Annotated in this window: 11 protein-coding genes; 7 read left to right on the forward strand and 4 right to left on the reverse strand. The window is 47.8% G+C overall.

The features are described 5' to 3' along the window. The first annotated feature begins 90 nt into the window (after positions 1 to 90). The gene (locus BMY78_RS00890; RefSeq protein WP_090901824.1) at positions 91 to 2433 is read left to right on the forward strand and encodes a rhamnogalacturonan lyase; all 2343 of its coding nucleotides are present in this window, start codon (positions 91 to 93) and stop codon (positions 2431 to 2433) included. A 291-nt stretch (positions 2434 to 2724) separates the two neighbouring features. On the opposite strand, the gene BMY78_RS00895 is transcribed toward BMY78_RS00890, so the two are convergent. After that, on the reverse strand, positions 2725 to 3327 hold the full coding sequence (locus BMY78_RS00895; protein ID WP_090893763.1) for a histidine phosphatase family protein: 603 nt from the start codon (positions 3325 to 3327) through the stop codon (positions 2725 to 2727). 175 nt (positions 3328 to 3502) lie between these two features. Between BMY78_RS00895 and BMY78_RS00900 the strand changes: the two genes are divergently transcribed. Together BMY78_RS00900 and BMY78_RS00905 are read left to right on the forward strand one after the other, a co-directional pair. Then, on the forward strand, positions 3503 to 4510 hold the full coding sequence (locus BMY78_RS00900) for an AraC family transcriptional regulator (RefSeq protein WP_090893765.1): 1008 nt from the start codon (positions 3503 to 3505) through the stop codon (positions 4508 to 4510). A 200-nt stretch (positions 4511 to 4710) separates the two neighbouring features. Continuing rightward, complete coding sequence (locus BMY78_RS00905; protein ID WP_090893767.1) at positions 4711 to 6216, forward strand: alpha-glucosidase/alpha-galactosidase; 1506 nt, start codon at positions 4711 to 4713, stop codon at positions 6214 to 6216. A 215-nt stretch (positions 6217 to 6431) separates the two neighbouring features. On the opposite strand, the gene BMY78_RS00910 is transcribed toward BMY78_RS00905, so the two are convergent. Further along, complete coding sequence (locus tag BMY78_RS00910; protein ID WP_090893769.1) at positions 6432 to 6980, reverse strand: hypothetical protein; 549 nt, start codon at positions 6978 to 6980, stop codon at positions 6432 to 6434. Positions 6981 to 7283: 303 nt separating this feature from the next. On the opposite strand from BMY78_RS00910, the gene BMY78_RS00915 reads away from it, so the two are divergent. From BMY78_RS00915 to BMY78_RS00925, 3 genes are all read left to right on the forward strand, one after another. After that, positions 7284 to 8054, forward strand: a complete 771-nt coding sequence (locus tag BMY78_RS00915) for an amino acid ABC transporter substrate-binding protein (protein ID WP_090893770.1) — start codon at positions 7284 to 7286, stop codon at positions 8052 to 8054. Positions 8055 to 8163: 109 nt separating this feature from the next. Continuing rightward, positions 8164 to 8823 carry an amino acid ABC transporter permease gene (locus BMY78_RS00920; protein ID WP_090893772.1) on the forward strand — a complete coding sequence of 220 codons (660 nt, stop codon included), beginning with the start codon at positions 8164 to 8166 and terminating at the stop codon, positions 8821 to 8823. A gap of 62 nt (positions 8824 to 8885) precedes the next feature. Continuing rightward, positions 8886 to 9641: an amino acid ABC transporter ATP-binding protein gene (locus BMY78_RS00925; RefSeq protein WP_090893774.1), complete on the forward strand. Its 756-nt coding sequence runs from the start codon at positions 8886 to 8888 to the stop codon at positions 9639 to 9641. Between the two features lie 74 nt (positions 9642 to 9715). Here BMY78_RS00925 and BMY78_RS00930 read toward each other — a convergent pair whose 3' ends face one another. Then, positions 9716 to 10267 (reverse strand): mediator of RNA polymerase II transcription subunit 4, encoded by a 552-nt coding sequence (locus BMY78_RS00930; RefSeq protein WP_090893777.1) that lies wholly within the window; start codon positions 10265 to 10267, stop codon positions 9716 to 9718. A 179-nt stretch (positions 10268 to 10446) separates the two neighbouring features. Between BMY78_RS00930 and BMY78_RS00935 the strand changes: the two genes are divergently transcribed. Then, a complete protein-coding gene (locus BMY78_RS00935; RefSeq protein WP_090893780.1) occupies positions 10447 to 10788 on the forward strand; it encodes a DUF4190 domain-containing protein in 342 nt (113 codons plus the stop codon). A gap of 134 nt (positions 10789 to 10922) precedes the next feature. On the opposite strand, the gene BMY78_RS00940 is transcribed toward BMY78_RS00935, so the two are convergent. Further along, positions 10923 to 13109, reverse strand: a complete 2187-nt coding sequence (locus tag BMY78_RS00940; protein ID WP_090893782.1) for a YhgE/Pip domain-containing protein — start codon at positions 13107 to 13109, stop codon at positions 10923 to 10925. Positions 13110 to 13169: the final 60 nt, after the last annotated feature.

Here is a 13169-nt window from a genome sequence, read left to right on the forward strand (position 1 = left end):
GGAGAGTGAAGGTCGATGAAATCCAAAACAACAGCGCCGATACATAAAGGATCGGTTTCAGGTATGGACTCCAATCGCAGGAAGGTACGTATGCCGCTTGCAGCCAAAATGCTGTCTTCGGCACTAAGCGTTGCTATGCTCGTTGCGGGAACAGCGGGTGCGAGCGGAGCAGCAGCTTCCAGTGATAACAGCACGGCTGAGGCCAGCGTGCAGTCACATAAGGGAGGGAGTTCTTTGAAAGACATTCAGCTTGAGTATCTTGATCGCGGTCTGGTTGCGGCGTCTACTTCGGAGGGTGTTTTTCTTAGTTGGAGATTGCTTGGTGACGAGGCCACAGGGTATAGCGATAAAGGTCTGACAGGCACGGATTTCAACGTATATCGGGATGGCAAGAAGATTGCGACGGTTACCGACAGCACTAACTATGTTGATTCCGCAGGCAAATCATCGTCCCGTTATGAAGTGGCAGCGGTAAGCAAGAAGGGCAAGGAGAGCAAGCGCAGTGCATCCGTCAAACCTTGGGCGAACGGCTACGTCGATATTCCTTTGCAAAAACCGGCCGATGGTGTGACGCCTGTCGGAGAAGCCTACTCGTATTCTGCGAATGACATGAGTGTGGGCGATGTGGACGGGGACGGACAGTATGAGTTTTTTGTAAAATGGGACCCTTCCAACTCCAAGGATGTCTCGCAAAAAGGCTACACCGGTAAAACGTACGTGGATTGTTACACGCTGGACGGACAATTGTTGTACCGGATCGATCTCGGGGTTAATATCCGTTCGGGTGCTCATTATACACAGATGCTCGTTTATGATTTTGACGGGGATGGCAAGGCTGAGCTGATGTTCAAGACCGCACCGGGAACCAAGATAATCAAATATAACAAAAAAGGAAAGGTCACTTCCGAGAAATACATCACCCTTCCGAAGCAGGATCGCAAGGCAGGATACTCCAACGAAGATGATTACCGGTTAAGTGCAGAAGGCTACTATGATCATGTCGTGGATATGTTCAAGAACTGGCATAAACATGAAGAGGTCGTGAAAGGCAACTGGCCTGCTACGTTGGAGGAAGCTTTTGGGATTGCCAAAAAGTATAACTATCCATTGTCTCAGAAGGATGCTGAGAGTTTGGCCGATTACTTCATCGATGTGTATGCACCAAGCCGCAGTGACAAGAATGAGCTGCGCAAGTTCGAAGGTTTTATCGTGGATGGACCTGAGTATGTAACGGTGTTCGAAGGAGAGTCGGGCAAAGAGCTGGAGACCATTCCTTATGAGCCGGGACGGCAGGATGATGGGTTGATGTGGGGCGATTACGCAATGGCGCGTATTGAACCAGGCAACCGGGTAGATCGTTTTCTGGCAGGCGTGGCATATCTGGACGGGAAGAAACCGTCTGCGATCTTTGCACGCGGGTACTACACACGTTCCACCATGGTCACCTATAACTGGGATGGCAAAAAGCTCAAGCGTGAATGGAAAGTGGACAGTGGATGGACACCCATGAAGAACCCGTTCAATGACGGTCCGCATGGGGTGGACGGTACAGACCCGGTGTATGGCTCCATTACAACGCAAGGCGCGCACTATTTCAGTGTGGCTGATGTGGATGGAGACGGTAAACAGGAGATTGTGTACGGCTCGGCCACGATTGATCATGATGGCAGTGTGCTCTACAGCTCCAAGGACCTGATGCCTGCGGAGAGTGCTGCTCCGGGAACGATCGCACGTCTGGGCCACGGGGATGCGCTTCATGTAGCGGATATTGATCCGGATCGTCCGGGGCTGGAGATCTTCATGGTGCATGAGGGTGGTCCTTGGGCGCCATACGGATACTCCCTGCGGGATGCGAAGACTGGGGAAGTGATCTATGGCGGATATACGGGCAAAGACACTGGACGCGGCATGATCGGTGATGTGGACCCGACCCGCCGCGGGTTGGAGACATGGGCGGTAGGATTGTGGACAGCCAGCGGTGAGAAAATAAGCGATAAAGCCCCTGGCACAAATATGAATATACGATGGGCCGCCGATATGACAACACAGATCGTAGACGGTGCCATCAATGTCACGCCTACGATTAAAGATTGGAATCGGGGTACGCTGTTGACCGCGACCGGCACGTTGACCAACAATTATACCAAAGGTACGCCATCTCTCGTAGCGGATATCTTCGGGGACTGGCGGGAAGAAATGCTGGTGAGAACTGAGGACAGCTCGGCGATCCGCATCTACCTGAGCACCGAGAAGACCGATCGTAAACTGTACACGCTGATGCACGATGCGATGTATCGTGTCGGCATTGCCGGGCAGAACAGTGGATACAATCAGCCGTCCTACCCATCCTTCTACATGGCATCCGATATCGACTGGTCGAAGGTTACGCTGCCCAAGTTCCACACGCCCAAGTCGGGTAAGGGTGAAAAGTGAGAAGTGAGAAGTAATAGGTGATAAGTAGTTCAACACGCAGAGCATCGGCAGGTTAGGCGTTGAGAACGCAATACCAACATGGTGATTCATCGTGATACTGGGGATGCCATTTGAAAACGTAAATTCAAAAGCGTAATTCCGAGGGCGTAATTCCAAAAGTATTATTTTTTTATAGAAGTTGTTTACTATAGTAATGCAGCGAAGCTCTGGAGTAACCTCGGGTACGTTTAGGCGTATGGAGGGTTACCCGGGGCTTTTTTTGATATATCTAAACCGAAACAGACAGCATCATCATTTCAAATGTTCTACAGATGCAAAATCTTGAATGATGTATATCCCGTTCTCATGGATCAATGTGGTGATGGAGCATTCGGGAATCAGTTGACTTTGCATGGCTATAAAATCAGGATGCCAGACGTTAAGCTCTTGCTCTGAAAATGTGTTTACCAGAAAATCCGTAATTAACCCGCCATGAGTAACGATAACGATATAGCTATCTGGTGGCTCTGAATTCGCCAATTCGGTTAGGAAAGAGGCTAAACGTTCCCCAGCCTGCTTGGCTGAATCACCTACGGGTGGAAGGTAGCCAGGATCAATTGTGGTTCGGTCCCACATGGCAATGAATTCTTCTATTGTTTGTTCAGGCAAGTCACCCCAGTTGGCGCGTTCCCGCAGACGCGGGTCTTCTGTCACTGTAATTTTTGTTCTGAGAGCAATATGCGCCGCAGTATTGATCGCTCTTCGAAGTGGGCTTGCAATGATTTTGGTGACAGGTACATTAGCCAAATGAAGTGCCGTTGACTCAGCTTGTACTACTCCCTCGGATGTGAGGGGAACATCACCGATGCGCTTTTCTTTTAATGCATGCCTCACAAGTAAAAATGTAGTTTTCATGGTCTCCAGACCTCCTACTTATAGATTAGATGAAAATAAATTAGATTTATAACTAATTATACGATTATCTAATTTATGATCGCAATGATTTTTCTTTTGCATAGGTGAAATACATCGCCGAGACTTGCTACAATGGAGAAAAGTGAGGATCGTTGCAGCAACGGAGGTGCAGGCATTGGAAGCAAAACATTCGACAGGCAGTCTGTTTCAGGAGAAACTGCGCTTGGAGGACTATGGACCGCGTTTCTACGCGTATTATTACAAGCAATGGGACAACTACCAGATGTCCTATCACGATCATGATTCCACAGAGATCATGTACATTATTTCGGGAATGTGCAGGGTCGATGTACAGATGCCGGATGGCAGCTCAGAACAGGCAGTATTGAAAAAAGGGCAGTTCATTCTGCTGGACGCGGGGGTTCCGCACCGTCTGCTGGTGAAGGATGGGGTACCGTGCCGCATGCTGAATGTGGAGTTTGGAGTTGCCAGCTCGGAGCCAGGCCAGCCTTCTATTCGCCAGCTCGCGCTGGAAGAGGAGGAAGTCCATGATTTTCTAACACAAGCCTCGCCTTATCTGGTTTTGCCTGATCCCGAAGAGGTGTACCACATTATGAAAAGCCTGGTGCTGGAGCTGGATCAGCGTGGACTGATGGAGCAGGGACGACCATCTGCACCCATGCGAGTTATACCGTCGGAGGAACGCTCGCATCATCGCGAAGCACGTGATTTGAAGTCGCCTGAGCAAGGTACGTTGGTACGCACGCTGTTTATCCAACTGCTGGTTCGGGTTGCACGACTTCGCGGGGAAATCAACCGGAGTGCGCTGGATCAGACGGAGCTGTACGTCAAACGGACGATTGAATTCATGCATCACAATATGGATCGTAATATTCAAATGAAGGATATCGCAGCAGCGGTGAATCTGCATCCAGGCTATTTGCACCGTATTTTTCGCCAGCACACGCAGCGCACGCCCACCGATTATCTCACGATGCTGCGAATGGAAAAGGCGAAGATGCTGCTGCAGCAGACTAATATTCCAATCTCCGAAATTTCCGATTACGTGGGCGTGGGGAGCAGACAATATTTTCATATGTTATTCAAGAAATATACAGGCCGAACTCCGGTTGAATTCCGTTCCGCGATGGAGCGACATGTCAGTCATTATCCACTGGAATAATAGGGGGATAGATACTCTGTTTTTATCTGAGCAGGATAGGCTTGATGATCTTAGGACACAAAAGTGAGGATTTTTGACAACCTCGCTGTGAAGAGGTCATGATTTTGATAACGCTTCCTTACAACCCGTTGCTACAATGATTTCATGAAGTGAGAACATTAACCGGGGCGAATATACTCGGATTACGGGAGGAACTGTGCATGTCGTTTAAAGTGGCATTTATCGGGGCGGGCAGTATCGGATTTACACGGGGGTTGCTGCGTGATTTGCTCGCGGTACCTGAATTCAACAATATTGAGATTGCGTTCTGTGATATCAATCAGCACAATCTGGACATGGTTACCGAGCTGTGTCAGCGCGATATTCGCGAGAATGGACTGAATATTCAGATTCAGCCGACAACGGACCGTAGAGAAGCGCTCAAGGACGCGAAGTATGTACTGTGTACAATCCGTGTGGGCGGGTTGGAAGCTTTTGCAACCGATGTGGATATTCCGCTCAAATATGGGGTGGATCAATGTGTCGGCGATACGTTGTGTGCAGGTGGGATTATGTACGGCCAGCGCGGAATTGCTGAGATGCTCGACATCTGTAAGGATATTCGTGAGCAAAGCGCACCGGATGTGCTGCTCCTCAATTATTCCAACCCAATGGCTATGCTGACATGGGCCTGCAACAAGTATGGCGGTGTTCGCACGATTGGACTATGTCACGGGGTACAGCATGGTCATCACCAGATTGCGGAAGCATTTGGACTGAAAATGAATGAAGTGGATATCGTATGTGCAGGAATTAATCATCAGACCTGGTACATCAAGGCATCCCATGAAGGGAAAGACCTTACGGGTGATTTGCTCGAAGCCTTCGAGAAACATCCAGAGTATAGCCGTACCGAGAAAGTGCGGATTGATATGCTGCGCCGATTTGGTTATTACAGTACGGAATCGAATGGTCACCTTAGTGAATATGTACCTTGGTACCGCAAACGTCCGGAAGAGATCAAGGACTGGATTGATCTGGACAGCTGGATTAACGGCGAGACGGGCGGGTATCTGCGTGTGTGTACAGAGGGCAGAAATTGGTTTGAGACTGATTTCCCGAACTGGATGAAGGATGAACCGATGCAATTTGCCCCGGAAAAACGAGGCGGAGAACATGGTTCCTACATTATAGAAGGGCTGGAAACGGGACGTGTATACCGCGGACACTTCAATACCGTCAATAACGGTGTGATCTCCAATCTGCCTGATGATGCGATTATCGAAGCACCGGGATATGTGGACCGTAACGGCATTTCGATGCCACATGTAGGCGACCTGCCGCTCGGCCCGGCTGCCGTGTGTAACGTGAGCATTTCCGTACAACGGCTTGCGGTTGAAGCTGCGGTACATGGTGACGACAAACTATTGCGTCAGGCGTTCATGATGGACCCACTCGTGGGTGCGGTATGTAATCCAAAAGAGATCTGGCAAATGGTCGACGAGATGCTGGTCGCTCAAGCCGAATGGTTGCCGCAATATGGTGACGCCATTGCTGCGGCAGAAGCAAGACTGGCTGCAGGCAACCTGATTCCTACGAAGGAATATGAAGGTGCTGCACGTCTCAAAGTGAAAACCGTTGAGGAGATGCAGAAGGATCGCGATGCCGCCAACAAAAATGCGGGTGAATCGGATAAAGGGAAAGATCGCGAGAAAGTGCAGCAATAGATAGAGGCAGGATGTACAAAAATGAAGTCTAAACTGTAATTTAAGATTTAAGATTTGAGAATTAAGATTTAAGAATTTGAGAATTAAGAAATAACGACTAAGAAATAAAGAATAAAAAAGATTAAACAGATTAAATAGGGCCCTCTGCAGCGGAGGGGCCCTGTTTGTTTTTATTTTTTCTCAACAACACGAACTACAAACGCAAAAGAAGTACTTCAGTAGCTGATCTGTGAATCTTGACTTGAAGTCCAGCGGACAGATGCACCATAGTAGTGGGTTCCTGGTTCTTGCGGTAGATGGAATGACTCCTTCGTTAAAGCGAGAGGCTTGATTTTCTCCTCCACATATTCAAACAAATCTAATTCATCAGGTGGGATATCTATGCCCATATCTATGCCCATATCTATGGATACTTTTTCACCAACCAGAGCGGACATAGGTGTATGTCCTTTAAGCAAGTCCTTACCTCCCACATAATCAGCACAGGTGCCACTCCAGCAATAACTGCCCTGTACAGCTGGAATAGAGATGCCGCTTTCGCTCTGAATAGTTGGCGTAGGCAATTTCTTAGGTAAGTTGGGCTCCGATTCCTGAACCTGTTTTGATCCTATCTCGGCTTCCTTTGCATTTGTCGCTGGGGGTGAGGCAGTTCCGTTAGTACTGTTACTTGGAGTAGAATTACATCCGGATAATATTAGTAAAGTTGTAAGGAACACGAATGAAATTATCGTTCTCATAGTAATGAATACTTTTATTTTATTCACCTCCCTAATATCTCCCAGACGAAAAGCAAGAGAAGAATGTTGCTCGCTGTCATAAGCCGGAACGGAACTGAAGACACTCCAGGAACCGGGGGAGTGGGATTCAACAGTACGTAAGAAGCTGGTAGATTCCATGCAAGTGAAAGCAGCTTTTTCACAAATTGTTGACAATTAATTGGGTTCAAAGATAAGGAAAAGGTAAGAGGCTCGACTCTTCTCCTATGCTATGTTATTATAAGACTCTGATAACGTGGTAACGAACTAAAGCGTTTGGGTTTTGGTTATAGACATGGAGGGGTTAGAGAGATGAGAAAACAAGCGATATTTCTATTATTGATCAGCATATGCATGATTGTTGTTGCTGGATGTTCCAGTTCGGGAAGCAAAGATAATAATGCCATTATTGTGGGGATAGATGATAAATTTGCTCCAATGGGCTTCCGGGATGACAAGAATGAAATTGTTGGTTTTGATATCGATTATGCCAGAGCGGCAGCGGAGAAAATGGGTAAAGAAATTACGTTCCAGCCCATTGATTGGTCTTCCAAAGAATCGGAGCTGAACAGCGGCCGCATCGACCTGATCTGGAACGGGTACACGATTACGGATGAGCGGAAAGATAAAGTGCTGTTCACGAAGCCGTATCTGGAGAACAGCCAGGTTGCAGTCACACTCGCGGACTCACCGATTACGAAGCTGGATGAACTGGATGGCAAAAATGTAGGTTTGCAGGCCTTGTCCTCTGCGGCAGATGCACTCGCGGCAAGTCCTCTGAAGGATAAAGTGAATGCTTCCGAATTCCCGGACAACGTACTGGCCCTTACCGATCTCAAGACGAAACGTTTGGATGCTGTCATCATCGACGAAGTGGTCGCGAGATATTACATGTCCAAGGAAGAGGGAACGTTCAAACTGCTGGATGAATCTCTTGCTCCGGAACAATACGGCATTGGTGTGAAAAAAGGCAATGAAGAACTGCTGAATCAGCTGCAAAAAGCACTGGATGAGCTGAATGCCGATGGCACAGCAGCCGAGATTTCCACCAAGTGGTTTGGTGAAGATGAAGTTTTGAAATAGGATTAGGCCACTTGCCTGACATATGTAGTAAACAACATGACCCCGGATTCCAAAAAGGAGCAATTCTCCTGCGGAATGCGGGGTTAACAGATTAGAGGAGCCGATTGCGATGAGCTGGGAGTATTTATGGGGCGTCATGAAGCCCATGCTTGAAGGGGCACAGACCACGATCTTTTTATTTTTGCTGGCCATTATAGTGTCTGTACCACTTGGATTTGGAGTAACTTTATTGATGAAAAGCCGATTCAAGCCGTTGGCATGGATCGCTCATACGTACGTATATGTGATGCGGGGAACGCCGCTGATGTTGCAGCTGTTGTTCTTCTGCTTCGGTCTGCCGCTGCTTCCAGGCGTAGGGGAGTATCTTGTATTTGACCGCTTTACGGCGGCAGCACTGGCCTTTATTTTGAATTATGGTGCGTACTTTGCCGAGATTTTCAGAGGTGGATTGCTCTCGATTGATAAAGGACAACATGAAGCTGCACAGGTACTGGGTCTAAGCAAATGGCAGACGATGACGAAAGTCATCATCCCGCAGATGTTTCGGGTAGCATTACCTGCTACTGCAAATGAATCCATAAGCCTTATTAAAGATACGGCATTGCTGTATGCTGTTGCTGTACCTGAGCTGCTGCATTACGCACAGGCCGCAGTAAACCGGGATTTCCGTCTGACACCATTCCTGATTGCAGCTATTATGTATTTGCTGATGACCATGGTACTCACCTTGTTCTTCAAGGCACTGGAGAAACGTTATACATTTGAGTAAACGCGTACGGAACAGAAGTTTATGAAGTTATCCAATCTCATCAATTAAAGGACTGTCTGCATATGACACATATTATAGAAGTGAATCAATTAAGAAAATCATTCGGTACACTTGATGTGCTGAAGCAGGTATCGTTCAACGTGGAGCCAGGTGAGGTTATTGCCGTAATCGGGCCTTCCGGTTCAGGTAAAAGTACGATGTTACGCAGCCTGATTTATCTTGAGGATATTTCGGGAGGAACCATTCGCATTCAAGGCCAGGCGCTGGCTGAGAACGGTTCGTATGCAGGTGCCGCGGATATTCGGAAGATTACGGATCGCATGGGCATGGTCTTTCAGCATTTCAACCTGTTTCCGCATCTGACGGTACAGGCGAATCTGGAATTGGCACCGAAGACGTTGAAAAAAGAAAGCTCAGCAATCATCCGGCAGCGAAGTCTTGAATTGCTCGGTAAAGTAGGGCTGTCCGACAAGGCGGATGCTTATCCCGCCAATCTGTCCGGTGGACAGAAACAGCGCGTAGCGATTGCGCGCGCACTGATGATGCAGCCCGACATTCTGCTGTTCGACGAGCCGACCTCGGCACTTGATCCCGAGCTGACGGGGGAAGTACTGCGGGTCATCAAGCAACTGGCGCAAGAGAATATGACGATGATGATCGTCACCCATGAGATGAGCTTTGCCCGCGATGTCGCGGATCGCGTTTTCTTCATGGACAACGGCGAAATCGCCGAGGCGGGACCGCCGGAGCAGATCTTTGGCAATGCCAAGCTGGAGCGCACGCGCACGTTTTTGCAGCGAGTGGAAGTGGAAGGGTAAGCAAACATAGATATATTTAAAAAAAGTGATGTTACATTCAAATGTAGCATCACTTTTTTTTGACTAAGTTTCATTCATGAGATGTAGCCGTCAAATAGCCAATTTCCTTCTGGGGAACGAACAAAAGAGAACTCATATGCGGTATTTCCTTCCGAACCCTTTGTCGTGATGTATGTGGATATGAACAGCATGAAGTGGTCCGAATCCTTTTGGTCATAACCTCTAAATTCGAATTCATCCCACTGTATACCTTTAAGGAAATTGACTTCATAGGAGTGGCCTGCATTATGAATAATCATGGTATTGCTATTTTTGGATATATCTACATTGGGTGAAGATACGGACTCAATATACGCAATATCTCCAGACTCCATAGCAGCGATCAGCTTAAACGTCATGTTTAGAGTTTCTCTTAAATTGTTTCTGAGCTCCTCGCTATGTACGTTCTCTTGAAGTTGAACGATCTGTTCCTGAAGATGAGCGTTTTCTTCACGTAGTTCCTTGATAGTATGGATATTTTCCTCATGAAGCTCTACCGACTTCAAAGCTTCGACCGATTTATCCGTTTCACTGCAACCCGTCATCAGAAAAGTAAGTGACAATAGTAAAGATGCGAATTTATACATAATAAACCTCCTTATCCTTAAAATAGAATATCATATTTCCTGTGCTCTTAGGTGCTCCGTGTTTCCGGACAAAAAAGTAAATATATTTAATAAAATCGGAATATTTACAAATAATGGGACATATTTTCCCAGTTAATCAAGTATAATAAGACTACTTAATAAACAGGGAGGATTTACCTTTGGATCAACGTCATAATGATGTGGACCGTTATTATAGCGATCCGCTTCCGCCACCACCTTATGTAGTACCAAAAACCAATAGCAAGTCTATCGCAGCTCTTGTCTTGGGGATTTTGTCAGTGATGATTCCATACTTGGGATTTCTGATAGGGATTGTTGCTATCGTATTTGCATCTATTTCTCTTAAAGAAATCAAGCTTCGCATGGAACAGGGAAGAGGACTCGCGATTGCTGGTCTTGTCTGTGGCATCATTGGCACGGCGATTTATGCAATTATCATTTTGCTCCTACTGGTTGCATTTGTCGCATTTTCTAGCGGCGAGATTTCTTCTACATATTAGGATCGAGGAATGAGGAAGGGCGATCTACATTTTTGTCTCTTCACTAAAAAAGCAAGGCCGTGTATAAGCAAACACCCGCTGTTATTGAGGCGAGGGCGTTGCTTATAACAGGCCTTGCTTTTTATGTTTCCACCTTACACGTGAAGCACTGCTTCACTGTTTACTTCTTCGACCTCATTTGTTCGATGCATCATGAAATAGGCAAAGGTAGCCGCCAGACCAATCACCGCAAAGATGCACAGAATTCCGATCTGATCCCATGCCACACCGAACTGTCCACTTGAAATAACCGCTTTATACCCGGTTACCGAATAGGTCATTGGCAGCCATGGGTTGAAACCTTTCAGCCAGTTCGGAATGAGCTCCAACGGGAACGTACCTGCACTGGTGGTCAGTTGAAAGATTAACATGAGGATCGCCAGGAAGCGGCCGGGATTCTCCAACCAAGTGACGAGAGCCTGAATGATGTACATGAAGGTCAGGCTGGTAACGAAACTGAATAAAAGGAACAAAGGCACGCTTTGAACTTCCAGGCCCAAGCCGGACAAGACAAGCCAGGAAGCAAGCAGGGACTGCACGGCACTCATGATCGTGAAAGCAAGCGTTCTGCTCACAAAACGATTCCAACCACTCGCATCGGTAACCGAGCTGCTGCGTGTTGGTACAACCAGCGTTGCAATCAATGCCCCGACAAACAGTCCCAATGACAGGAAGTATGGCGAGAATCCTGTACCATAGTTGGGCACTTCATTATGTTTATGTTCATCCACCTGAACAGGCTCTGCATACATCGTTACAAGTTCATCCGTCTTTTTCACACTACCCGTTTGATCGGCGGCATCATTCAGTTTGGTGGCAAGCTCACCAGAGCCGTCGGTCAACTTGGTGGTACCTTCTTTTAAATCTCCTGCGCCGTTATCCAGCTTGCGGGAACCATCGGCAATGGTGGTGATTCCGTCTGAAAGTTGGTTCAACCCATCAACCAGTTTCCCTGCACCTGCGTTTAATTGACTCGAACCCTCTGAAAGTTTGGCTCCGCCAGCGGCAGCCTCAGACAACTTGGAGTTGAACTGCTGGAGGCTAGTCGCAAGCTGCACCTGTCCAGCGGACAATTGTGTTGCTCCTTCTAAAAGCTGCTGCTCACCCTGCACTAACTGGCTGCTGCCTTGATGCAGCTGATGTTGAGCAGCTTGCAGGTTTTGGCTGCCTTCAAGCAATTGCTGTCCACCTTGATATACCTGTTCGCTACCAGCGGCAACAGCCTGGCTTGCTGCCAGCAACTGTTGTACAGCAGGGTTAGCAGCGAGCTCCGGACTGGCTTCAGCTAATTGAGCAAGACCTTGCGCAACGGCCTTGGCACCTTCACTTACTTTGCCACTGCCTCCGACTGAAGTCTGCAATCCAGCGGTCAGCTTGGCACTGCCTTCCTCGGTTGCTGCCAGTCCAGCATCCAATTTTGCGGCTCCTTCCTTAGTGGATTGAATCCCAGCCTGTAACTTTTTACCGCCAGCTTCAGCCTGTGCTGCTCCGTCTCCAAGCTTCGTACCTGCTGCCGCCAATTGGGACAAACCATTGGAAAGGGAGCTCGCTCCCGTATGAAGTTCACCAATACCCTGAGCCAAGGTGTTCGTGCCTTCTTTTAACGGGGGAATGCCTGTTTCGAGTTTGTTGGTTCCATCGGCCAGTTTGGACAGGTTCTCTTTCAGCTTGGAGGCACCTTCATCCAGCTTAACCGCACCCTCGTTGATCTGACCTGCACCATCTCCGGCATCCGCCAAACCGTTAGAGATTTTCTCCACCTGGTCGAGCAACGTTTCGGTATACGATTCCGTCACTTTGGCCGAGACTTTGGATTTGATCTGTTTGACCGCAGTCCCGCCAATCTGACCCGCAAGGAAGTTGTAACCTTCATTGGGTTCATAGATCAGCTCTGCTGGTTGTGGATGGTCATCCATCAGAGTAGTTGCTTTCTTGGAAAAATCCTCTGGAATAACAATCGTCATATAATACGTGTTGTCTTCCATGCCTTTCTCGGCTTCTTCTCGGGTCACAAATTGCCATTTGAAGTCGTCACTTTTTTTCAATTCATCGACCAGATTCTGTCCGACTTCCAGCGATTTGTCATTGTAGGTTGCCCCCTGATCCGTGTTGACCACGGCGACAGGCAATTCATTCATTTTGCCGTAAGGGTCCCAGAATGCATTGAGGAACAGACCGCTATACAGTACCGGAATGAACAGCACCACGAGAATCGGAATAAATACTTTGGGTTTCTTGAAGGCGGATTTCAAATCCTGCCCAAATACAGTGAATGATTTCATCATGTTCTCTCCCCATCATTACGCTACTCTGTTGCTATATCTATCTCTAATCGATAAAGG

It is taken from the genome of Paenibacillus sp. OK076, from assembly GCF_900110055.1.
Classification (GTDB): Bacteria; Bacillota; Bacilli; order Paenibacillales; family Paenibacillaceae; genus Paenibacillus.

Coding starts and splice junctions, on each gene's coding strand:
- BMY78_RS00890 (WP_090901824.1), top strand. CDS start 91: ATGCCGCTTGCAGCCAAAATGCTGTCTTCGGCACTAAGCGTTGCTATG.
- BMY78_RS00895 (WP_090893763.1), bottom strand. CDS start 3,327: ATGAAAACTACATTTTTACTTGTGAGGCATGCATTAAAAGAAAAGCGC.
- BMY78_RS00905 (WP_090893767.1), top strand. CDS start 4,711: ATGTCGTTTAAAGTGGCATTTATCGGGGCGGGCAGTATCGGATTTACA.
- BMY78_RS00915 (WP_090893770.1), top strand. CDS start 7,284: ATGAGAAAACAAGCGATATTTCTATTATTGATCAGCATATGCATGATT.
- BMY78_RS00920 (WP_090893772.1), top strand. CDS start 8,164: ATGAGCTGGGAGTATTTATGGGGCGTCATGAAGCCCATGCTTGAAGGG.
- BMY78_RS00925 (WP_090893774.1), top strand. CDS start 8,886: ATGACACATATTATAGAAGTGAATCAATTAAGAAAATCATTCGGTACA.
- BMY78_RS00930 (WP_090893777.1), bottom strand. CDS start 10,267: ATGTATAAATTCGCATCTTTACTATTGTCACTTACTTTTCTGATGACG.
- BMY78_RS00940 (WP_090893782.1), bottom strand. CDS start 13,109: ATGAAATCATTCACTGTATTTGGGCAGGATTTGAAATCCGCCTTCAAG.